Origin of the sequence: Desulfocapsa sulfexigens DSM 10523 (genome assembly GCF_000341395.1) — a bacterium.
GTDB classification, from domain to species: Bacteria; Desulfobacterota; Desulfobulbia; order Desulfobulbales; family Desulfocapsaceae; genus Desulfocapsa; species Desulfocapsa sulfexigens.
Genome location: NC_020304.1, coordinates 597,853 through 620,493, shown reverse-complemented (window position 1 = coordinate 620,493; position 22,641 = coordinate 597,853). Strand labels below are relative to the sequence as shown.

Genomic DNA, 22,641 nt, shown 5'->3' with positions numbered 1-22,641 from the left:
TTTAGTGATGACTCTGAGCAGGCAAGTTAACAACAAAACCTGCGGATTCGAAAATAGAGGAGGCCTTATCTCCTCTGATGAAATCAAGAAAAAGTGCCATTTCTGTTTTTTGTACAGACCTTATGAGTGGTGCCGAAAAATAATTTATCCGAGGATAAAGGTTTTGGGGAACAGCAAAATGTATCTGCATTTTGTCGCTGATATTTGTTTTATACAAGAAGGCGACGATGCAGGGTGTTGTCAGGCTTAATTTTTTCAGTGATCTAATGGATAGGCTTATTTTGGGACTAATTTTGAGCTTAGGCTGGATTTTTTCCCACATATCGGCATTGACCAGCGCCTGTTTGGCGTACGCTCCGTAAGGGGCGATTTCCGGGTCTCCTATAAGCACCTTTTCTACCGACGGAGTGAGCAGGTCAGCTAAGCCTTGCAATTGTAAATCACCCGTTTTGGATGGAAAAGAAGTCACCACCAGTTGATTCCCCCAGTTTGTTGTTACTGCGGCAGAATCAACATAGCCAGCCTCTACCACGATGTTCATCCATTTTTTGTTGGCGGAGAGGAAGTAATCAGGGAGTATGGCCTCTTCTATAATTCCTTTAACAAGTAATCCTGAAGACTGGCAGATATAATTGAGTTTAATGTTGGTTTGCCGGCTGAAAATTTTTCCTACTTGCTTAATGGTGCTGCAGGTGGAATCAGCAATGGCCAGGGTGAGTTCAGCATTTGTTGCAGAGACTGGAGGAGGCGAAAAAAAGACGATGAAAGCAAGTAAAAATAGTTTTCTGGTAATACACAGTCGTTTCATTTATATACTCCTCAAGGTTTTTCTTCCTAAAAGCTTAGATGGTCAGGACATAGCGTGGTTAGCGTGAAGAAAAGTTTAAAACCCAACTTTTTTCATCGTATACAACCCGTACTTTTTTTCACCGATCCGATTTTCCGTAGGGAAACTCTGTTTAAAAAAGCTTATCGTAAACACTGAACAAAATCAATCCGCATGGCCGAAATTAAGATGTCTGTTCACCACAGATTCTGGTGCCCCAGGATGAGTTGTCACCATCGTGCCACTTCCTGACAGAGAATGAAGTTTCCCCCAGTTTAAATATCTCCTCAGTTTCCTTGCCTGTTTCGTAATGCGACACCTATCCGCAAGACCTGCAACACATTCGTAGGACACAAACCACACAATCTCATCCTAAAACTACAGTTCCGAGTTTTGCCACACTGCCAGGGCGCATAAGTGTCGCAGGGGAGTTTTGGTGATTATCCCAGTAAATGTCATGTTGAATCAATGTATTATCGTCTTTATTGCAAAGATGAAACAGAGAGGACAGAAACTGGCATGATAGCTGCTATATAGAGGGTAAAGAAAAGAAAAAGTAAGTCAAATCAATTCTATATGGAGGGTACCATGAATACAAACACACAAGCTACCACAACTACTCAGGTTAAAGCCGGATACGAAACTTCTACATTTGCACTCGGTGCTGGAATGACCATGGCAGCCCTTGTCGGCATCTGGGGATTTGCCTGTCTCGCAAGCGCTATGATAAGCGTGGGACCTTTGAACGTTGTCAAGGGATACCTTACTGCAGTTATCGGCTGAAAAACACACACAAGTTAAAATAGAGAAATAAGGATAATATCATGAAAGAGAATAGATCAAAAACAGGATCAAGAATACTTCTCGCAGCCGGTTCCATCATGTGTCTCTGGGTTGGTGCAGCCCTTACCAGTGCCCTTTCATCGGTTGGCTGGTCGGTGAGCGAACTTGCCGGACAGTATATGGTGGCAATCGGAATGGTGAAACCTCTGCATACTCTGGTTGATTACTACACCCATATCAAAGGTATTGAGTATCTGCTCTGTGTGGCTTTCTTTGTTGCCTTCCCGGTATTTTTTAAATATGTAAATAAGGCACCCGCAACAGTCAAAGTTTCAAAGTAAACAGAAGTTAACAACTCATAGGGATACAGTCCCGTACGGCGAACCTCCAGCGTATCTACTCAGATAAGCTGGAGGTTTTTTTTGCAATGACGGGGGCCGGGGTTGATCTGATTTCGTTCATTGAAGCATCATCATTACCAGCCCCTTCTTTTTTACTTGTAAATTTTCTCTGCCGCCCGTAAAGCTGTGGCAAACATATACTTGAGAACATTGCCTCCCTTCCGTTCTCAACTGCAACCCAATACACCTGAAATCATAGCTTATGCACCCGATCATCCTTTCTGTTTGTCTTCTGCTGTGTAGCAACCTGTTTATGACCTTTGCCTGGTACGCCCACCTCAAAGAGTTAAACGGAAAACCCTGGATCATTGCGGCCCTGGCAAGCTGGTCAATTGCCCTGCTTGAATATCTCTTTCAGGTCCCGGCCAATCGCATCGGTTACACCGTCCTTAACATTGGCCAACTGAAAATCATCCAGGAGGTGATAACACTTTCTGTCTTTGTCCCTTTTTCTGTTTTGTATCTCAAGGAACCGTTGAAGCTGGATTATCTGTGGGCGGGATTCTGCATGGTGGGTGCCGTATATTTCATGTTCAGAGGGAGATTTTCCTGAACAGATATATCGAAAATAATCAGAAATTCGAAAAAGATTCCACGGTGAAAAAGGCGAGTGAGGGGACTGGCATGGCCGATTATACCAGTCCGTTGGCATAGCGCATGGCCACAAGGTACGATTCAGATGCCTTTTCCATGTTAACTCCCAACTTTGCAAGCAATGCGGTGGAAACGGTATCATCGTTTTTTTCAAATGCGATGGGCACCCGGAGGAAATCGGCATAGAGGCCGGTTTTCAATAACAGTGCATCCTTGATCATGCTGCTGACCGGGAGATTTTCCAAAACCTTTTTCATGGACGTTTCAAGCATGGTATCCAAAAGAGAAAACAACCCCAGGACGAACAGTTCCGAGGAGTCACAGGCATAAGAACAGGACTTTCCCAGTAATTCACAGAACTTGGCTCGAACAAGAACCAGACGCACCAGCTCTCCCGGCTTCTCCACAGCCAGCTCTGAAATGATGATCAGCATGATAAAACGCGTCAGTTCCTTCGCTCCCAGATAGGCGATAGCATGCTTGACGGTTTTCACCTTTTCCAGACGATAAAAATAGGCTGAGTTGAGAAACTTCAAAAGCTTGTAGGTGACGGCAAGATCAGTGCTGATTATTTTGTAGAGCTTCTCAAGGGTTGTTTTTTTTCCAATTACCTCAGCCAGCAGGGCGACGAGGCTGGCTTTATTGGCAGGAAGTTCTTTGATATGTACCTGCTCCGGCTCACAGAAAAAATACCCCTGAAAATATACGAACCCCATCTTGCTTGCCTTTTCAAACTCCTGAAGTGTTTCAACTTTTTCGGCAAGGAGCTTCACCTTATGCCTGGAAAGCAGGTTCAGGGTCCGAATAATGGTATCAAGGGGGGTCATCCGGATGTCAATCTTGATGATATCTGCCAATTCGATAAGAGGTTCAAGTTTCCGGTCATAGATAAAATCATCGAGCGCTATGGTATATCCGCTCCTGCGCAGACGATTACAGGCTGCGAGAACTTTCGGAGTGGGCTGGACATCTTCGAGGACTTCGACCACAATTTGCGATTGTGGAAAGGAAGTGGGAAGCATGGTCTCTATCAAATTCTGAGAAAAATTGACGAAACAGGGGCGATAGGCAGAAATTTCCTGGATATCTCTTGTCAAAAAAACGCTTGAAAGAACACTGGTGGTAGCCCGGTCACTGCTTACCTTGTCCAGGCTGTAATGCTTTGCCCCCCTGTAGAGTAGCTCATAGGCATGCAGCTTTTTATGGATATTGAGAATGGGCTGTCTGGCGATGAATTGATCCATATAAATGACCGGATTTTGCTTGCCGTCAGGCAAAGGATCAGCGGGAAAACGGGTCTCCAGAAACCTGTTTTTCTCTCAAAACGGCCTGACGCGGAGCCTGCGAGGGGCCGTTCTCACCCCTTTTACTCCACAATATTCACCGCAGAGGACGTCACAGGTCATGATTCCCAATATTCCGGCCGGATTTACATGAAAATACCCTATAATACTCCCCGGAAAACAGCAACATATAAAAGCGGTTCGCCTGGGAAGCAGATAATGGAAAGGTCCTGTTCTCAGTGGGTTGCCTGATTGCTTCTCATATCCCGATTACTGGCGTGACAAGACAGAGCTCGGTGGTCACCAGAAAAAATCTATCAGTCAAAAGATTAGAATTCATGCACCGCCGACAAAAAAAGTGTTTGCAATATATCCGCATATCCGGATATATTGTATTTATGAAAAAAACAGTACAAATTTTTAAGACGGTCGGCGATGAGACCAGACTGAGGATCCTGTTTCTCCTGTTAAAAAACGGTGAACTGTGCGTATGCGATCTTGAGGCTGCTCTGGATATGCCGCAATCAACGGTGTCAAGGCACCTGGCGATACTACGCAACACCGACCTGGTTGAAGGGAAGCGCCGCGGTGTGTGGATGTACTATCGCATCAGTGCTGATAACGGGATTCGTGAAGCTCTCTTTGACTTCCTCCAGAAATATTGCCTCCACTTGGAGCAAGCCCGCGAAGACCGTCATCGCCTGGGAGCGTTTCTGAAAACAAAAAAAGCAGACACCTGCGTCACGGAACCAGGTTGATCGGAGGACTCCCCATGAGTGCTGAAGGCAGAAGACTTTCTTTTCTTGATCGATTTCTCACCCTCTGGATTTTTCTTGCCATGCTGATTGGCGTCGGGAGCGGGTATTTTCTGCCCGGCATTAAGGATTTTATCAACGCCTTTCAGGTGGGGACTACCAATATACCCATCGCCGTGGGCCTCATTCTCATGATGTACCCGCCCTTGGCCAAGGTGCGCTATGAGCAGCTGCATGAGGTATTCAGAAACGGCAGGATACTGACGCTTTCACTTATCCAGAACTGGATTATCGGGCCTGTCCTGATGTTCGGCCTGGCGATAAGCTTTCTCTCCGGGCAGCACGAGTATATGGTTGGCCTCATCCTGATCGGCCTGGCCCGCTGTATCGCCATGGTCATTGTCTGGAATGATCTGGCCGAGGGAGATCGGGAATACTGCGCGGGCCTGGTCGCCTTCAACTCCATTTTTCAGGTGCTTTTTTTTCGGTTTATGCCTGGTTCTTCATTACCTTTCTTCCCAAAATTTTCGGCATTGCAGGGCTGGAGGTCGATATTTCCATGGGGCAGATCGCCCAGTCAGTCTTTATTTACCTTGGTATCCCCTTTATCGCCGGGATGTTGACCCGTTTCATCGGTCTGCGCCTGAAGGGTGAGGAGTGGTATCAGGAAAAACTGATCCCCATGATCAGCCCCCTTACCCTGATGTTTCTCCTTTTCACCATCGTCGTCATGTTTTCGTTGAAGGGTGAATATATTGTTCAGCTGCCCTTTGACGTTGTTCGAATTGCGATCCCGTTGGCCATCTATTTCCTGGTCATGTTTCTGGTTTCCTTTTTCATGTCCATGAAGGTGGGAGCCACATACGAGCAGGCCACCACCCTTTCTTTTACGGCTGCCTCCAACAACTTCGAGCTCGCCATCGCCGTGGCCATCGCCGTATTCGGTATCGATTCCGGCCAGGCCTTTGCAGCGGTTATCGGACCTCTGGTGGAGGTTCCGGTACTGATCGCCCTGGTCAACGTTGCCTTCTGGTTCAAGAAAAAATACTTTCCCCATGCCAGGGAAACTCTGACCGGTGTCTGCCATGTCAGCAGAGACGAATGATTAACTTTTTATTCTGGAGATAAGACAATGGATGCATTTAACGTTCTTTTTATTTGTGAGCATAATACCGGCAGAAGCCAGATGGTGGAAGCGTATCTCGAAAAGGTAAGAGAAATCCGAAACCAGATTAAAAGCAAGGTTATGGAATTTATTCAGGATGTAAAGAGGAAGGGATTGAAAATTTTTATTGAGGATACAGAACAGTGAAAAAAAAGGTCCTTTTCCTCTGCACAGGCAATTCCTGTCGCAGTCAGATGGCGGAAGGTTGGGCCCGCAGGCTCCTTGGCAACACCATCGAGGCTTTTTCTGCCGGTATCGAGACCCATGGTCTCAACCCACTGGCGGTTAAGTCAATGGCCGAAGCCGGGGTGGATATTTCCGGTCACCGTTCAAAGCTGGTCAGCGAGCTGCCCGAAAATGCGTTTGATCTGGTAATCACCGTCTGCGGTCACGCTGATGAAAACTGTCCTTTTTTTCCCGGCCCTGTGAGAGTAATCCATCACGGCTTTGACGACCCTCCGAAATTAGCTGAAAATGCCGCAAGCGAAGATGAGGCCCTCAAGCATTACAGCCGGGTCCGAGATGAAATTCGTGAATTTATTGTCACGCTTCCGGCTATTGTCCCCTGATCCCTCATGTAGCCTCAGCTCTGAGAAGTTTCGGCCACCATACCCACTGATGGATGATGGCAATGTATGTTGGCCCGGTCATTAGAAGGGATCAGCGAATTGTTCTTGCTATTCGATGTATTTTGTTTTATATAGCGACTCATGAAGAAGCATCGAGCCCATAAGAAGAAAGAGGTTGTTGCAGGGTATTCCTGTAATGGCAGGATCTGGATTGAAAATAACGGAGAGACTTTTCTCGGCGTCGGTCGAGTAGTGCTTCTGCAGCGAGTCCGGGAATATGGTTCTATTTCCGCGGCAGCCCGGTCCATGAAAATGTCATACAAGCACGCCTGGGATCTGATTAGTTCCATGAATCGTCAGGCCCCTTTCCCTTTGGTGGAAACCAGTAAGGGAGGGAAGGGCGGTGGTGGGGCCCGGGTCACTACAGCCGGTGAAGAGGCTTTGACTCGGTTCGCCGCCCTGCAGGAGCGGCTGGCGAATTTTCTGGCCGAAGAGACAATGGAGCTCCCCTGGTGAGAGTGTTTTCAGACAGTCATTTCCTGGGAGCCTTTTTTTTCTCCATCGTTATATTTTGTTTAATATATCGAAATGTGATAGAGGATTGGAATCTGGAGAATGGAGCATGTTCCACCTTTTTGTTACAGATGTGACAAAAAGGTAGTGTCGGGACGGATGCTGTCGGTCAGATCCAGCAAGAAGGAGGTGTCTTTTCCCGGCCACGTCCGGTAGCCACTGGGGCAGTGGGTGAAAAGAGAGAATGGCATATTTTGTGCAAAAGAACAAGTAAGGCGGCTAGTTGTACAGGGAGACGTGACCCCGGTAAAGGCCCAAACTCTGTCCGTTGGTCTACAGGATAAATAAGAGCAATAAGGAGAAATCGTGATGAAAAGGCAAGCAAGACTACTCGTATTCGTTTTTCTGGCGCTTTGCGCCACAGCTGTCCAGGCCCTGGCCGGGGGGGAGATCCGGCTTTCGGTGGCGGCCAGTATGACTGATGCCTTCAAGGAACTGAACGGAGAATTTATCAAGGAACATCCAGGGATTGCCATTCTTCCTAATTTCGCTTCATCCGGCTCTCTGGCCAAACAGATCGTCCAAGGGGCTCCTGCCGACCTTTATGTCTCGGCCAATAAAAAATGGATGGATTACCTTCTCAAAGAAAAACAGGTTGTTCCGGAAACGGTTCGGATTTTTGCCAGGAATTCTCTGGTTTTTGTCGGAGCCGAGGATACTCTGGTTCACGATTTGGGGGGAGTCGCCACTCTTTCCCGTATAGCCATAGGGAGTCCGAAGAGTGTGCCTGCCGGACAGTATGCGGCCCAGGCCATGCAGGTGGCAGGGATCTACGAGCAACTGGAAAAAGAACATAAACTGGTTATGGCCAAGGATGTCCGCCAGGCCCTGCTCTACGCGGATCGCGCCGAGGTGGACGGGGCCTTTATTTATAAGACCGATGCCCTGCTCGCCCGCCGGGCTGTTATCCTTTTGACCGTACCCGCAGAGCTCCATGACCCCATTGCCTATCCATTGGGGCTGACACTTGCCGGAATGAAGAATCCGGATGCCCAGGCCTTTCTCGCCTATCTGGGTACGCCGGCGGCCGTTACTATTCTGGAGAAATACGGCTTCACAGTTGCTTCCTCCCACTGATTGAATCGGCAATCTGAATAGATTGAGAACGTAAATATTATGTCTCTTACTCCCCAGGATATCCAGGCCATTATCCTATCTCTCAAGGTGGCCACTGCCGCGACCCTGCTCTCGCTTCCTCTCGGTTTTGCTGCGGCCTATCTTCTGGTCTTTACCAGGATCCCGGGCCGGGCGGCTCTGGAGGGGGTGGTGAATTTGCCGCTGGTACTCCCTCCGGTGGTGGTCGGGTATCTTCTCCTCCTTCTCTTCGGCCAGTCCGGCTCTCTTGGGCCGGTGCTCCGGTTTTTCGATCTCCGGATCATTTTTACCCTGAAAGGGGCGGTGATCGCCTCGGCCGTGGTCGGCTTTCCACTTCTGGTCCGTTCCATCAGGATCGGCATGGAAGGGATTGATGAGCAGTACCTCCAGGCGGCCCGAACCCTGGGGGCCAGGTGGTGGGACAGCCTTTATTCGGTCATCCTGCCCCTCTCCGGCCGGGCCGTTCTGGCGGGCATGACCCTGATGTTTGCCAGAAGCCTTGGAGAGTTTGGGGCCACCATCATTCTGGCCGGCAATATTCCCGGAGTTACCCAGACCATTCCGTTGGCCATCTACGAGTATACCAACACCCCTGGGGGAGATTCCATGGCCCTGTCGCTCTGTCTGGTCTCCATCGGCCTTTCCTTCCTGGTCCTCCTGGTCAGCGAAGCCTCGGCACGTTCCTTCCGCAGGAGGTAGCTGATGCTCTTTGAAGTGGATATAACAAAAAGGGTCGGTAATTTTTCCCTGCAGGTGGCCTTTTCCCTGGCCGAGAAAAAATGTGGGATATTTGGGCCCTCCGGCAGTGGTAAGTCAACCTTTATGCATATTCTGGCCGGACTGCTCAAACCTGACCGGGGCCGTATTGTGCTGGACGGTCAGATCCTCTATGACTGTGAAAAAAAGATCAGCCTTCCCCCGCAGGAGCGCCGGATCGGGGTGGTCTTTCAGCACGCCCGCCTCTTTCCCCACATGAATGTCCGTCGCAATCTCTTTTACGGCTGGAAACGGACTCCGCCGGATCAGCGTCGTGGTACGCCGGAGGCGATCATCAAGGTATTGGGCCTCGATCATCTCCTGGAGCGGGGGGTGAACAGTCTTTCCGGTGGAGAGCGGCAGCGGGTGGCCCTTGGCCGCACTGTCCTGGCCTGCCCTCGTCTTATTCTGATGGATGAACCCCTGACCGGCCTGGACCAGGAGTTGAAGTTTCAGATTATTCCCTATCTGCGGACGGTCCTTGACCAGTTCGAGATTCCTCTGCTCTTTATCAGTCATTCAATGCAGGAGATCCGGCTGATGACAGATGAAGTCCTGGTTTTTGGCCAGGGGCGGCTCCAGGAGCGTCTGGCGGCGGAAGATCTGGCACGGCGGGGACTGGTCGCCGGCAACCGCGGCTATGCCAACCTTTTTCACCTGCCGCCTCCGCAGCCGCATGATGACCTCTGGGCCTACCGATGGGGGGACCGAATTGATTCTCACCGAACCGGGAGGGGAGGGGGAGAACGTTTTTGAGCTTGGAGCCAAGGACATTACCCTCTTCAAACAGCATCCTGTGGCCACCTCCGCCCGTAATCTCCTTGCCTGTCGGGTGACCGATGTCTTTGGCGAAGGCAACCGGATCGGGGTAGAGCTGGCCTGCAACGGGAGAAGTCTTGTCTCCCAGGTTGTGCCGGAGGCGATCCGTGAGCTTGATCTCCGTAAGGGCGCCGAAGTGGTGGCTGTGATCAAGGCATCGGCCTTTCGCCGACTGTACTGAGTCAGTGAGGAGGGGGATCTTCCTGCAGAGCCCTGGTTCTGGAAGATGACATTGGCGATCATATCACTTTGCGTAATTACAGGATTTGACACAAGTTTTACCAGATCTGTTCAATGACCTTGTTGATTTCGATAACCCGTTTGTCATCCCGCGCACTGGCCAGGGTGACGAAAGAGAGGGGAAAGGCGAAACGCTCCCGTTCCCACACCACAAGGCTCTCCTCTTCGGCAAGCGCTCTGGCCTGGTTCTCCAGCATAAAATTAAGGCCTACGCCCGCTTTGATCATGCTCAAGATTGAGGGTTCATCACTGGCAGTCATGATCCGTTGAGGATGGAAGCCATGGTCGTGAAAGATATTCTCCATCAGTTGACAATAGGGGCATTCTACAGGATTCCCTATCCATGGCAGTCTTGCCAGATCACGATAATCCCCATTTCTTATCGTTTCCGCCATCTGGGTCGGGCCTACTATGCGCAAATAGTAGGTGGTTAAATAATGCGACGCAAATCTTTCATCGTCACATTGACCAAAAACAAAACCACCATGCAACTCTCCACTGGCAACCAGTTTGAGGATATTGCCGGAAATGGACTGATGGAACCTGAGGGATAGATTGCTGTTCCTCCTGCCAAAAATACGTATAATATCCTCAATCCTGTTGATCTCCGGATCGGAATTGAGACCCACGACTATCTCCTGCGCATTGGACTCGTTTCTGTTGTGCTTTTCCGTCTTGACTAAAGATTTTACCAGGTTGCCAAGGGTCTTCAGCCCATGTTCCATTCGTTCATTCCAGGGATGTCCATAACAGAGACGGATGCAATGATCGTATTGTCCGGTACCAGAGCAGAGAGTGCCGGGCATCAGGGAGATATTCTCTTTTTCAGCGAGTCGAAAGAGCTTCAGACTGTCCACGCTCTCGGGGAGCTCAACCCAGAGGGTCAGCCCCCCCTTGGGTGAGGAAATTCTGCATTCAGGCGGGAAATTGCGGCCGATGGATTGGCTCATATCGGCAGCCTGTTTGCGAAGGTTGTTTCTCAGTTTACGCAAATGTCTGTCATAGCTGCCACCCTTGAGAAAGGTTGCCAGCGCGTTTTGTAGTAACTGGGAGTTTGCCAGACTATTGTTAAATTTCAGTCGTTTTACCTTTTCCCGGTATTTTCCTGCCAGCAGCCAGCCCATACGGAGATCGGGCATCAGGTCTTTGGAGAAAGAGTTACAATAGAGGACCATTCCCTGGGTATCAAAGTGCTTTAAAGGCAGCGGCTTCTGTTCTCCAAAGTAGAGATTTTCATAAATCCCATCTTCGATAATCGGAATACCACGGCTCGCAAATAAGGCCACCAGTGCTTCTTTGTTGGCAGCCTCCATCTCAAAACCGAGGGGATTTTGAAAATTGGGGTTAAGGAGAGCCGCCCGGATATCATGTTCATCCAGGGTTGCCCGTAGTTTTTCCAGACTCAGGCCAGTTGCCGGGTCTGCCGGTAGCTCCAGGGCCCGCATGTTCAAATCTTCAATCAACTGGAGATAACAGAGAAACGTGGGTGACTCCAGAAGAATAGTATCTCCGGGACGTGCCACGCTACGCAAACAGAGTTCGATCCCATTCATACAGCCCTGGGTAATAATGATCTCACTGCCATAGTCTCTGTGTGGAAAATCCAGGTACCGTTTGGCAATTTCCCGCTGCAGCTTTTTGTAGCCTGTTGGGGCACCATAGCCACTACAACTTCCGTCGTGGTATCCGCCGGCAGCCAAACGTACCGCTGCGGCCATCTGTTTCCCCGGTAAAAGAGTCTTGCCTAACACAGCCTCTCCAAATGGAATAAGTGCAGGATTTGTAAGGGAACGTTGCATCATGGAGGCCAGTACATTTATCGCAACCTTATGTGATTTTACCGGTGAGGTGCTTTGCTTGGGAAGGGGCAGGATATCATTTAGCAGAGGTCTGGCAAAAAAACCGGATTTCTCCCGTACTTCAACCAGCCCCCGGTGTTCCAATTCTTCGTAGGCTTGATAAATCGTGGAAATCGAGCGCCCTGTCGCAGCCTGCAGTTTTCGTAGTGAAGGAAGCTTCTCTCCAGCGAGATATTCTCCGGCCAGAATCTGTTGTTCGAGAGTGTTTGCTAATTTTACATAGTGATATTCCATACCGTTACCGCCCATATTGAATCTGTTATGGTAATATTTTTTGAATTCTGTATCTGTTCTTGTTTACCACTCCAGTTATAATGATGCAAAGAAAAATGATTAAGGCGTCAACGGAGTTGAGGCAACAATGGGGAGGTGGAATCAGTGAAAAAATACACTAAGGGGCAAGCGTTGCTCTTGTTGTTCCAGTTGTTACAGACAGAAGACAGCAGTAGTTGGGAGGCGAAACAGATGGATATCCACATGCCTTTTTCTCAGCAAAAAAAGAGGTGTTTCCATGCCACTGCAAAAATCCTTTTCTGCTACCTGACGGCTCTTGCGCTCACTATTTTCCTCTCAAGACTTCACTGAGCGAAAACTCTGTACTTCTGCAACAACACAGCACAAAACAGGTACACAATGAAAAAGCTACGGTTCAGAAACAATCAAAGGGCGAAGCAAGCAGCTACTATCCTCAGCGTCCATGGAAAGTATGAGGTTACCAAAAACCTGGCACAGGAAATTTGTGATTCTTCTGCGATTACCCAACTGCCTCGGGGGTTACGTAATTTCAGAAGCAAACCACATTTTGATTTCATCTTCTACACTCCTCACAGCAAGAAAGAGAGTAGTGCAGATACTATTATGGAAGATCTCTGTTTTTGTCGAATGCTTTTAAAACCGGGAGCCTCACTCTATATAGCGGTGGCAGGCAGTGGAAACGAACGCGATTGGCTTCTGCACGCGGGCTATATGAACATCGGCATAAAAAAGTTTCCTGACGGAACAACGGTGGCAGAGGGGAGAAGGCCGGCCCTGCGCTTGTAATCATGAACGAAAACAGTACACGTGTGGTTTTCGAGATGGGGATTGTTTTTACAAATACTCTACTTTTACATTTTTTGGGAGGGATTAACAGTTGAAGACAATGAGAAAAATAGGAATTTTAGGTGGACTTGGTCCGGAATCAACGCTTGATTACTACAGAACAATAATCGGTGCTTTCAACCACCAACACCGCAAGCTGGCATACCCGGAAATCATTGTCTACAGTGCCAATCTCAATGCATTTATGCAGATGGTCACCAATAAGGATTGGCCCGCCCTGATTAAATGGTTGCTTGAAAAGATACGTTTTCTCCACAATGGAGGGGCGGACTTTGTGGCCATGGCTTCCAATACTCCGCATATCGTTTTTGAGGAGGTCAGCGCCAAAGCACCGCTTCCACTGTTGAGTATTGTTGAAGCAACATGCAGTAGAGCGCAAACGATGGGGCTCAAGAAAATTGGCCTGCTGGGTACCAGTCTCACCATGGAGGCAGATTTTTACAAAAAGCCTTTTATTTTGGAAGGAATTAAGGTGGTTGTGCCAACAGTTGAAGAACAGCAGCTTATCCATCACAGACTGTTTTCTGAAATTGAACTGGGAATCATCAAAGACTCAACCCGTGATGAGCTCCTGGCCATCATCAAAAGAATGAAGGAGCAGCAACAAATAGATTCTGTAATTCTTGGCTGTACTGAGTTGCCGCTGCTTCTCACTGAAGATATGGGGAGAATCCCCTTTCTCAATACCAGTGCAATCCATTGTGAAAGTATTATCAAGTACTGTATCAATGATTTTCAAGCTGGGCCCGGATTACTTACGAGTTGAGAATGACCGCAGATGTGAGATCGAGCGAGAAAGCAGGTGGGGGATATCGACTCGGAAGTATGGGCTCTGAACAAAAAGGGGAGGAGAGGAATTATCCCGAGGTGTTTCCTGAAGGAGTGGTGCTGCCTGTTCCAAGGAACAGTTTATATTTCATGTCATCCTCAAGTATATGTTCGAGCAGCCATTCCCTGACAAACTGATAAAATTCCGGTATCAGCTTTTCGTCATTAGCTTCCAGGCGTTTTTGGTAAGTTGTTACTTCGTTCAGTAGTTTGCCGTGTTTTGCCTTATGTTCATCCAGTTTGGGGAAGTTCGCCGCCGCCATCGCTTCTTCTTCGTCTCTGAAATGTTCCTGGGTGTATTGAACAAGTTTATACAGAACAAGGCCAAGGTGGTCCACGCTTTGATTTTCCCGTACGATGATGAAGATATCGTTGAGTAGTTCAATAAGCACTTTGTGCTGCTTATCAAATTTCTCGACTCCGACAGAATAGGAGTCTCTCCATTTAATTAGTGTCATGATGCTTCCCTGGAGATGAAAAGATACTCTTCAGTCTTCATAAGCGAGGATATTTATTTTTCCTTGATGAAAAATTCAGGTCTGGATGGATTGCGCCTGAATGGCAGTAATGGCCACGGTGTTCACGATGTCGGCGACGAGACAGCCTCGACTGAGGTCATTGACCGGTTTCTTTAACCCCTGGAGGACAGGCCCGATTGCTACGGCACCCGAAGATCGTTGTACGGCCTTGTAGGTGTTGTTGCCGGTGTTGAGGTCTGGGAAAATGAAAACCGTTGCACGGCCTGCAACCAGGCTGTCTGGCATTTTCGTCTTAGCTACAGCCAGATCAATGGCGGCATCATACTGAATAGGGCCTTCAATGAGAAGATCTGGTCTTTTTTCCCTGGCCATTGTTGTGGCAGTGCGTACTTTTTCAACATCGACACCTTTGCCGGAGGCTCCAGTTGAATAGGAGAGCATGGCAAGCCGTGGCTCAATACCAAAGGTTGTCGCAGTGTCAGCGGAAGATATTGCTATCTCTGCAAGTTGTGCGGCATTGGGATCGGGATTTACGGCACAGTCACCATAGACAAGTACTCTGGTGTCAAGGCACATGAGAAAGACTGAGGAAACCACGGATATTCCAGGGATGGTCTTGATAATCTGCAGGGCAGGACGAATGGTGTCAGCGGTGGTGTGTATGGCACCTGAGACCATTCCATCTGCCATTCCCTCGTAGACCATCATGGTTCCAAAGTAGGAGAGGTTGCTCATGGCATCACGGGCGCCATCCGGGGTCATATTTTTGTGTTTCCGCAGCTTGTAAAAGGTTTGGATAAATTCTTCGGTCAGCTCCGAAGTTGAAGGGTCGATGAGCCTGGCCTTTTTGATGTCGAGTCCCAGTGACGCAGCATGAGCTGTTATTTCTTCAGGTTTTCCCAGCAGGGTGATATCCACCACATTGCGGCGGAGTAATATTTCTGTTGCCCGTAAGATCCGTTCATCACTGGCTTCCGGAAGGACAATATGCTTCTTGGCAGAACGTGCCCGTTCGAAAAGCCCATATTCAAACATGATAGGGGTGACTGTCTCCGGGGTGGTGCTGAGTTCTGTCATCTTTCGCAGTCGCTCGCTGTTAACATGGGTCTCAAAGAGGCCAAGGGCGAGGGCGATTTTACGTTCATCGCCTGGATTAATGAGGGCAGGTACCGCCGCAACATTCCTGGTCGTGCTGTAGGTGTCGGTGGTGACACTGAGCAATGGAACAATTCTCTCCCGGCCAGTGATCAGACGCATGGTGTTTGCTCCTGGAAGAAATCCACCGGTAAGGAGAATGCCAGCTACATTAGGATAATTCGCTGAAAAGAGGGTGGAGATTGAGGCAAGAACAATATCATCACGGTCACCGGGGACAATGATCAGATCACCGTCTTCCACATGGGAAAGGAAGTGCTCCATGGTCATGGCAGCGATTTTGAACTGCTTGACGATACGATCCATACCATCACTACGATCGAGGATGTTGGCACAGCCAAGAGCGTCGCAAATACCAGCGAGTGAGGGTTTGTCCAGTTCTTCATTTTCAGGCAGAAGAAAGACCGGAGCACCCGATGCTTCGTCGGGGTCATCGAGTTCTACTTCAAGTACTCCCAGAGTATCTTTGGCCATACGATTCACAAAGGTTGCAAAATGGGTGCAACCGGATTCAGTGATGGCAGCTTCTGTAATCTGTATTTCTTTGGCGATGTCGCGGGAAGTTTGGTTCATGCCATTGATAACACCAATAAAAGGGCATCCGAGATTTTTGGCTATCTCCATGTTGATGTCGAGATCAAAAGCGGAGAGGAAGGATGTAGCATTCAGGCCCTGGCAGAGGACAAAGTCGTACTGTTCTTTGAGGCGGGTAAGCTTGTTGAGCAGTTCCTCCAGAAAAAACTTTATCCGCCCCTCTGCCACAAAGCTTTTTACTTCTGAAGCCTGAAAACCGTAGCTTTCTTCATAGCTCATATTGGGGCAGTAACGGCCACGGATCAGGTTTATGTCGGGGTCGATATCTCTCTCGGTATCAATAACCGGCCGAAAAAAAGCGACATTTCCTACGGAGCGGCTGAGAAATTCCATGATCCCCATGGTAACGACAAGTTTTCCTGCCTCGGGTTCAAGGGATGCTATGTAGAGGGTGTTTGAATGCATTTCTCAGATAGAAGGCAGAAGGGGATTCAGTCTTCAGCCAACTCTATTACTCCCATTCAATGGTGGAGGGAGGTTTGGACGAAATGTCAAAAACAACACGATTTACACCACGTACTTCATTAATGATCCGGGTCGAGATAACTCCAAGCAGATCATAGGGGATTTTGGACCAGTCTGCAGTCATGGCATCCCTGGAATCAACGGAACGCAGAGCGATGACATTTTCATAGGTACGGCCGTCACCCATGACGCCGACGGTCTGAATCGGAAGGAGAACAGCGAAGGATTGCCATACCTTGCGGTACCAGCCGCTCTTTTTCATTTCCTCAAGCACTATGACATCGGCCTGACGAACAATGTTCAGGCGTTCTCTGTTGACTTCACCCATGATCCTGATTCCTAATCCTGGGCCGGGAAAGGGCTGGCGGTAGATGGCTTCTTCAGGAAGTCCAAGTTCAAGGCCTAGTTCTCTAACCTCATCCTTGAACAGTTCACGAAGTGGTTCGATAAGATCAAGCTTCATGATTTCTGGTAATCCACCAACATTGTGATGGGATTTTATGGGAGCCTCACCCATAAATGAAACGGACTCGATGACATCCGGGTAAAGGGTACCCTGGGCCAGAAAATCCACCTCACCGAGTTTTGCAGCCTCTTCTTCAAATATCTTAATGAAGCCAAGACCTATTCGTTTGCGCTTGATTTCAGGGTCAAGCACATCTGCAAGCTCATTGAGAAAGAAGTCTACGGCGTCCACCGCAATGACGTTGAGCTGGCTTTTTTCCCTGAAGAAGCGAAGAATGGATTCGCTCTCCCCAGTACGCATGAGACCATTGTCAACATAGATACAGGTGAGCTGGTCACCAATGGCTTTATGAACCAGGGCGGCTGTTACTGAAGAATCAACACCACCGGAGAGGGCACAGATAACCTTGTTGTCGCCAACTTTTTCCTGGACTCCTTTTACAGTGGACTCAATAAATGAGGCCATGGTCCAGTTGGGACTGCAGTTACAGATCCCGAAAATAAAGTTGCGCAAAACATCCGTTCCGATAAGGGTATGAACTACTTCGGGGTGAAATTGCACTGCAACAAAGGGTTTTGAACGGTGTCTGAGGGCTGCACAGGGAGAATGATCGCTGACGGCCGTGGTTTCGAAGCCTTCTGCTACCACTTCAATACGATCACCATGACTCATCCAGACCTGATGTTGTGGAACTCCTGTCTCAAGTCCTGCAAACAGTCCTTCGGTGAACTGGACCGTCAGGTTGGCTTTGCCAAATTCGCGTTTGTCAGCATTTTCAACTTTACCGCCTAGTTGCTGCATCATCAGCTGGGCCCCGTAACAGATTCCCAGGATGGGAAGGTCAAGTTCAAAAAGACCAGGATCAGAGAGAGGGGCATCAGCATCGTAGACGGAGCGTGGACCACCTGAGAGAATGATACCCGTGGGATTCATCTCCTTAATGGTTTCAAGAGGCGTGGAAAAGGGATGGATTTCGCAGTAGACTTTCTGCTCACGAATTCGTCTGGCGATGAGCTGGGTGGTCTGGGAACCGAAATCAAGGATCAGGATTTTTTCATCATGTATGTTCATAGGAGTTCGTCTTCTTTATGCTGTACGGTAGTTGGGAGCTTCTTTGGTGATAATAACATCATGGACATGGGATTCCCGCAGTCCGGAGGCGGAAATCTGAACAAATTTTGCCTTTTGCCGCAGTTCTTCAATCGTTGCGGCTCCGACATAGCCCATGCCGGACCGCAATCCACCAAGGAGCTGGTATATAACATTGGCAAGCGGCCCACGATAGGGAACTTTTCCTTCAATGCCCTCGGGGACAAGTTTAGACTGGCTGGAAACTTCAGACTGAAAATAACGATCCGAAGAACCTTTACGCATGGCCCCAAGTGATCCCATACCACGATATCCTTTATAGGTTCGTCCCTGGTAGAGGAAGGTTTCGCCAGGGGTCTCATCGGTTCCTGCGAACAAAGAGCCGATCATAATGGTATGTGCCCCTGCACCGATGGCCTTTGCCAGTTCTCCTGAATGTTTAATGCCACCGTCTGAAATTATAGGGATATCATATTTGGCGGCGGCGGCAACGGCCTTTTGAATGGCTGTCATCTGCGGAACACCAACACCTGCCACAATGCGTGTAGTACAGATGGAACCCGGGCCTACGCCAACTTTTACACAATTGGCCCCGGCTTTGATTAGTGCTACCGTACCCTCCGCGGTGGCAACGTTTCCGGCAATGATCTGCAGATTGGGAAAGGTACCCCGAATCTTCGCCACCGCATCCAGTACACCCTGGGAATGACCATGTGCTGAGTCTACGACCACCACATCAACACCAACATCGATCAGTCTCTGAGCATTGGCCTCGATGTCACTGCCAACCCCAAGTGCTGCTCCAACAAGAAGCCTGCCCATACCATCCTTGGCGGCGAGTGGATATTTTTTTATTTTTTCCAAATCTTTAATGGTGATCAAACCGCTGAGCTTACCGTTATCATCGACAACGAGAAGTTTCTCGATACGGTGTTCATGGAGCAGGGCTTTTGAATGCTCAAGATCAATGCCAACTTTTGCAGTAACCAGATTTTTGGAAGTCATTACATCGCCCACGCGTAGTCCATTGTCTGAAACGAAGCGCAGATCACGGTTGGTGACGATTCCCACCAGCTTCCCGTCCCGGAGCACTGGAAGGCCGGAGATCTTGTACTTGGCCATGATTTGTTCCACTTCACCCACGGAATGGGTTTCCTTTACGGTGATCGGATCAACTATCATTCCAGATTCTGATTTCTTGACCCGTTCGACTTCTATGGCCTGTTCATCAATTGTCATGTTTTTATGAATGATACCCAGACCGCCTTCACGGGCCATGGCAATGGCCGTACGGTGCTCGGTGACCGAGTCCATTGCAGCACTGATCAGTGGAGCGTTCAGCTTGATGGACTGAGTAAGGCTGGTGGCAAGAGAGACTTCGTTGGGAAGAACCTGTGAGGCTTGAGGACAGAGAAGCAGGTCGTCAAAGGTGAGTGCGGTTTCTATATTATCAGATAACATGAGAGCTCCTAAGTCAAAATTCAAATTAAAAAAATAGGACGAAATAGAGGATAAAAATAAATCGTATTCTATCCGATACGGTTTGTGGAGCAGGTACGGGATTCATATCTTGAGATAGTTTTCTTTTTGTATAAAATTCCCATCCTTTAATAGGGTGACTGCCCGGAGCACCAGTTTACCGTTATCACAGATGCTGGGACTATTTTAGCATTGAACCGGAAAAGATCAAATACTATTAGGTTTTGCCTTCCATAGCTATATGTGCTCTACTAGAGGTAAGTCAAACCAGAATAGAGGAAAATATTCATGCTGCTTGCAATAAACCCACATAACCCCCAGCAAAGATTAATACAACAGGTCGTCGATGGCCTGAAGCGTGGAGATATTATCTGTTATCCCACGGATACGGGTTATGGAATTGGCTGCGATTTCTCCTGTCAGAAGGCAGTAAAAAGAATTGAGCAGATAAAACGCAGACCAAAGGGGAAGCCTTTTTCCTTTATGTGTTCAGATCTTACAAATATCAGCAACTATGCCCATGTTTCCAACATCGCCTATCGGCTTCTGAAACGAAATCTTCCGGGTCCATATACATTTGTCCTTCCAGGAACAAAACTGGTTCCAAAGGCCATGTCCACAAAGCAGAAAACCGTTGGTATCAGAGTGCCGGAGAATCCAATTTGTCAGATGCTTCTTGAAACCCTGGGGAATCCGATTATCAACACTTCGCTTCCCGCTGATGAGGATGATACTGTTGCCTCGGATCCATATGATATCGAATGTTTGTATGGAAAACTGCTGGACCTGGTTATTGATGGTGGTGAAGTCTTTTCTGATCCTTCTTCTCTTATAGACCTTACGGGAGACGATCCAGTGGTTCTCAGGGAGGGTAAGGGGGATGTCACCCCTTTTCTGTAATACTCCCAGTGGATTGTTGTCCCGGATACTTCTGATCCCCCAGATCCCTTACTCTTTGATGAGCGCTTCTTTTAAGGATTTGCTCATGGTAAAATGAATGGTTTTGCGTTCCGGAATATTCATAATTGTTCCGGTTTTAGGGTTTTTGGTACTACGTGCTTTACGTTTTCTCACGGCAAAGCTGCCAAATCCCCTAAGCTCAATGCGACGATCTTCTTTCAAGGCATCTTCCATGGTGTTCAGCATAATATCGAGTGCTGTGGTTACATCACTTTTATGGAGAGACAGTTCATTGCTTACTTCATTGACAAGTTCTTTTTTTAGCATGATTATGACTTAGTTGTCTGTAAGAGCGATAAAAATAAAAAAAGTTGTTTTACCGGAAAGAATTCTCTCCCGGTAAAACAACCTGTTTGGCCTGCAACGGAAAGTTGGGTTACTTTTCTTCGGAACTTTCCTCAGCGTTATCGTCAGCAGCAGCAGCTTTGAGCAGGTCGCCGAAGGTGGAAGGAGCAGCAGCTTCTGCCTCTTCTTTCTTCTTGGCGTAGTTCTCAGCAGCACCTTCTTCTCCATCCTCTTCAAGAGTTTTGATGGAAAGGCCGATCTTCCTGTCTTTGGCAGAAACATTGATGACGATTGCTTTCAGAGTGTCGCCCACTTCGTACATTCCAACTGGAGTCTTGACCTTATCTTTGGAGATTTCAGAGACGTGAACAAGTCCTTCGATTCCCTCTTCGAGCTGAACAAAGACACCAAAGTCGGTGACGTTGGTGATCTTTCCTTCAATGATGGTTCCTGAAGGAAAGTTGTTGTAAGCAGCCTGCCATGGATCGGGCTCAAGCTGTTTAATGCCCAATGAGAAGCGCTCGTGCTCTTTGTCGATCTTCAGGACAACGGCCTGAATGGTCTCGCCCTTGGAGTATTTCTCGGAGGGGTGTTTGATACGCTCAGTCCAGGAAAGGTCGGATACATGAATAAGTCCGTCAATGCCTTCCTCGATTCCAATAAAGATACCAAAGTCAGTAATGTTTTTGACTTTTCCTTCGATAACAGAACCAACTGGGTAGTTGTCGGTAACCAGATCCCAGGGGTTTGGAAGGAGTTGTTTCATTCCGAGTGAGATACGTTTGGTTTCAGGCTCGATGTTGAGGACCATGATCTCAAGCTCGTCACCAACAGCTACCATTTTGGATGGGTGACGTGGCTTCTTGGACCATGTCATCTCTGAAACATGAATCAGGCCTTCAACGCCCTCTTCAAGCTCTACAAAAACACCATAATCGGTGATGGAAACAACCTTACCCACGGTTTTCTCAGATATTGGGAAACGCTCGGCAACGGTTGCCCATGGATCAGCTTTAAGCTGTTTAACACCAAGGGATACCCTGTCGTGGTCTTTGTCGTACTTGAGAACCTTGACTTCGAGTTCCTGGCCAACCTTATACAGTTTTGCGGGATGGGAAACGCGGCCCCAGGAAAGGTCGGTGATATGACAGAGACCGTCCATGCCACCCATGTCGATAAAGAGACCGTAATCGGTGATATTAGTGATTGCTCCCTTGATGATCTGTCCTTCTTCAAGAACCGAGCGCATTTTCTCACGCAGTTTGGAGCGAGCCTCTTCGAGGATAGCACGACGAGAAATAACCACGTTGTTGCGTTTACGGTTAAATTTGAGAATTTTGAAATCAAAAGATTCTCCAATCAGAGCATCGAGATCTTTAACAGGTCGAAGGTCTATCTGAGAATAGGGGAGGAACGCGGGGACACCGATGTTGACGGACATGCCGCCCTTGACGCGATTTTCAACTTTTCCTTCGATGGTACCGTCTTCTTCCTGAATTTTTGCTATATCTTCCCATACTTTGATAGCTATGGCTTTTTCCCGTGACAGCAGGAGACCGCCTTCGTCCTTGCGGCGTTCTACGAATACTTCAAAGGTGTCGCCGACATTAAATTGAATGTCATCGTCAAGTTGGAATTCGGATTTGGCAATATAGCTCTCTGCCTTGTCTCCGACATCTACAAGGACGTAGTCGTCCACGGTGCCAATAATGGTACCGATGGTAACGTCGCCGACGTTAACCACTGTATTGTTTTCTTCCATTTCGAAGAGTTCCGCAAAGCTCATCTCTTCGTCGTTGTCCTGGGTTGTTTGGTTAAGTTCCTCTGTCATGGTTTCTACTCTTATTGCGGCCTAGTATATACGGCCAGGTGTTAAGGTTATTAGTTTGCCGATGCTTCCATCGACTCTGAAAAAAAGAAAGGTCACAGTGTGAAACTGTAACCTTGCTGTTCGGTAAAACACTACTTTATAGCAAAAGAAGAATGGAAAGACAAGAACTTCTTGGGGGCAGGTGAAAAAAA

Annotated in this window: 23 protein-coding genes and 1 pseudogene; 15 read left to right on the top strand and 9 right to left on the bottom strand. The window is 48.3% G+C overall.

The window, feature by feature from the left end; translation table 11 throughout:
• Position 1 precedes the first annotated feature (1 nt).
• Positions 2-808 (bottom strand): molybdate ABC transporter substrate-binding protein, encoded by an 807-nt coding sequence (gene modA, locus UWK_RS02680; RefSeq protein ID WP_015402809.1) that lies wholly within the window; start codon positions 806-808, stop codon positions 2-4.
• Between the two features lie 606 nt (positions 809-1,414).
• On the opposite strand from modA (UWK_RS02680), the gene UWK_RS02675 reads away from it, so the two are divergent.
• The 3 genes from UWK_RS02675 (at position 1,415) to UWK_RS02665 (ending at position 2,563) form a co-directional block, all read left to right on the top strand.
• A complete protein-coding gene (locus UWK_RS02675) occupies positions 1,415-1,609 on the top strand; it encodes a hypothetical protein (protein WP_015402808.1) in 195 nt (64 codons plus the stop codon).
• A 41-nt stretch (positions 1,610-1,650) separates the two neighbouring features.
• Positions 1,651-1,950 carry a hypothetical protein gene (locus tag UWK_RS02670; RefSeq protein WP_015402807.1) on the top strand — a complete coding sequence of 100 codons (300 nt, stop codon included), beginning with the start codon at positions 1,651-1,653 and terminating at the stop codon, positions 1,948-1,950.
• Between the two features lie 262 nt (positions 1,951-2,212).
• Positions 2,213-2,563, top strand: a complete 351-nt coding sequence (locus tag UWK_RS02665) for a DMT family protein (protein WP_015402806.1) — start codon at positions 2,213-2,215, stop codon at positions 2,561-2,563.
• Positions 2,564-2,642: 79 nt separating this feature from the next.
• Here UWK_RS02665 and UWK_RS02660 read toward each other — a convergent pair whose 3' ends face one another.
• Complete coding sequence (locus UWK_RS02660) at positions 2,643-3,848, bottom strand: EAL and HDOD domain-containing protein (protein ID WP_015402805.1); 1,206 nt, start codon at positions 3,846-3,848, stop codon at positions 2,643-2,645.
• Positions 3,849-4,285: 437 nt separating this feature from the next.
• On the opposite strand from UWK_RS02660, the gene UWK_RS02650 reads away from it, so the two are divergent.
• The 9 genes and pseudogenes from UWK_RS02650 (at position 4,286) to UWK_RS19795 (ending at position 9,800) form a co-directional block, all read left to right on the top strand.
• Complete coding sequence (locus tag UWK_RS02650) at positions 4,286-4,645, top strand: ArsR/SmtB family transcription factor (RefSeq protein ID WP_015402804.1); 360 nt, start codon at positions 4,286-4,288, stop codon at positions 4,643-4,645.
• Between the two features lie 14 nt (positions 4,646-4,659).
• A pseudogene (gene arsB, locus UWK_RS20110) lies at positions 4,660-5,747 on the top strand (ACR3 family arsenite efflux transporter).
• Between the two features lie 27 nt (positions 5,748-5,774).
• Positions 5,775-5,954 (top strand): protein-tyrosine-phosphatase, encoded by a 180-nt coding sequence (locus tag UWK_RS02640; protein WP_015402801.1) that lies wholly within the window; start codon positions 5,775-5,777, stop codon positions 5,952-5,954.
• Positions 5,951-6,376: an arsenate reductase ArsC gene (locus UWK_RS02635; protein ID WP_015402800.1), complete on the top strand. Its 426-nt coding sequence runs from the start codon at positions 5,951-5,953 to the stop codon at positions 6,374-6,376. The genes UWK_RS02640 and UWK_RS02635 overlap by 4 nt, the downstream gene beginning before the upstream one ends.
• 141 nt (positions 6,377-6,517) lie before the next feature.
• Positions 6,518-6,892 carry a winged helix-turn-helix domain-containing protein gene (locus UWK_RS02630; RefSeq protein ID WP_015402799.1) on the top strand — a complete coding sequence of 125 codons (375 nt, stop codon included), beginning with the start codon at positions 6,518-6,520 and terminating at the stop codon, positions 6,890-6,892.
• Between the two features lie 366 nt (positions 6,893-7,258).
• A complete protein-coding gene (gene modA, locus UWK_RS02625; RefSeq protein WP_015402798.1) occupies positions 7,259-8,026 on the top strand; it encodes a molybdate ABC transporter substrate-binding protein in 768 nt (255 codons plus the stop codon).
• 39 nt (positions 8,027-8,065) lie between these two features.
• Positions 8,066-8,743, top strand: coding sequence for a molybdate ABC transporter permease subunit (modB, locus tag UWK_RS02620; protein WP_015402797.1), 678 nt, complete (start codon positions 8,066-8,068; stop codon positions 8,741-8,743).
• A 3-nt stretch (positions 8,744-8,746) separates the two neighbouring features.
• Positions 8,747-9,556, top strand: coding sequence for a molybdenum ABC transporter ATP-binding protein (gene modC / locus UWK_RS02615; RefSeq protein ID WP_228130033.1), 810 nt, complete (start codon positions 8,747-8,749; stop codon positions 9,554-9,556).
• Positions 9,513-9,800: a TOBE domain-containing protein gene (locus tag UWK_RS19795; RefSeq protein WP_228130032.1), complete on the top strand. Its 288-nt coding sequence runs from the start codon at positions 9,513-9,515 to the stop codon at positions 9,798-9,800. Before modC ends, UWK_RS19795 begins: the two co-directional genes overlap by 44 nt.
• Positions 9,801-9,897: 97 nt before the next feature.
• On the opposite strand, the gene UWK_RS02610 is transcribed toward UWK_RS19795, so the two are convergent.
• Positions 9,898-11,967 carry an aminotransferase class I/II-fold pyridoxal phosphate-dependent enzyme gene (locus tag UWK_RS02610; protein ID WP_052326952.1) on the bottom strand — a complete coding sequence of 690 codons (2,070 nt, stop codon included), beginning with the start codon at positions 11,965-11,967 and terminating at the stop codon, positions 9,898-9,900.
• Between the two features lie 384 nt (positions 11,968-12,351).
• Here UWK_RS02610 and UWK_RS02600 point away from each other — a divergent pair, with 384 nt between their 5' ends.
• Together UWK_RS02600 and UWK_RS02595 are read left to right on the top strand one after the other, a co-directional pair.
• Positions 12,352-12,759, top strand: a complete 408-nt coding sequence (locus tag UWK_RS02600; RefSeq protein ID WP_015402795.1) for a hypothetical protein — start codon at positions 12,352-12,354, stop codon at positions 12,757-12,759.
• A 100-nt stretch (positions 12,760-12,859) separates the two neighbouring features.
• Positions 12,860-13,585, top strand: a complete 726-nt coding sequence (locus UWK_RS02595; protein ID WP_015402794.1) for an aspartate/glutamate racemase family protein — start codon at positions 12,860-12,862, stop codon at positions 13,583-13,585.
• A gap of 91 nt (positions 13,586-13,676) precedes the next feature.
• Here the strand turns inward: UWK_RS02595 and UWK_RS02590 are convergent, their stop codons facing one another.
• The 4 genes from UWK_RS02590 to guaB all read right to left on the bottom strand — a co-directional run bounded on the left by UWK_RS02590 (position 13,677) and on the right by guaB (position 19,356).
• Positions 13,677-14,105 carry a bacteriohemerythrin gene (locus UWK_RS02590; protein WP_015402793.1) on the bottom strand — a complete coding sequence of 143 codons (429 nt, stop codon included), beginning with the start codon at positions 14,103-14,105 and terminating at the stop codon, positions 13,677-13,679.
• Between the two features lie 75 nt (positions 14,106-14,180).
• On the bottom strand, positions 14,181-16,280 hold the full coding sequence (pta, locus tag UWK_RS02585; protein WP_015402792.1) for a phosphate acetyltransferase: 2,100 nt from the start codon (positions 16,278-16,280) through the stop codon (positions 14,181-14,183).
• A gap of 46 nt (positions 16,281-16,326) precedes the next feature.
• Entirely contained in the window at positions 16,327-17,877 is a 1,551-nt protein-coding gene (guaA, locus tag UWK_RS02580; protein ID WP_015402791.1) for a glutamine-hydrolyzing GMP synthase, read from the bottom strand.
• Between the two features lie 15 nt (positions 17,878-17,892).
• A complete protein-coding gene (gene guaB / locus UWK_RS02575) occupies positions 17,893-19,356 on the bottom strand; it encodes an IMP dehydrogenase (RefSeq protein WP_015402790.1) in 1,464 nt (487 codons plus the stop codon).
• Positions 19,357-19,662: 306 nt separating this feature from the next.
• Here guaB and UWK_RS02570 point away from each other — a divergent pair, with 306 nt between their 5' ends.
• The gene (locus UWK_RS02570; protein WP_015402789.1) at positions 19,663-20,274 is read left to right on the top strand and encodes an L-threonylcarbamoyladenylate synthase; all 612 of its coding nucleotides are present in this window, start codon (positions 19,663-19,665) and stop codon (positions 20,272-20,274) included.
• Positions 20,275-20,322: 48 nt separating this feature from the next.
• Here UWK_RS02570 and UWK_RS02565 read toward each other — a convergent pair whose 3' ends face one another.
• Positions 20,323-20,601: an HU family DNA-binding protein gene (locus UWK_RS02565; RefSeq protein WP_015402788.1), complete on the bottom strand. Its 279-nt coding sequence runs from the start codon at positions 20,599-20,601 to the stop codon at positions 20,323-20,325.
• Between the two features lie 109 nt (positions 20,602-20,710).
• A complete protein-coding gene (locus tag UWK_RS02560; protein ID WP_015402787.1) occupies positions 20,711-22,450 on the bottom strand; it encodes a 30S ribosomal protein S1 in 1,740 nt (579 codons plus the stop codon).
• Positions 22,451-22,641: the final 191 nt, after the last annotated feature.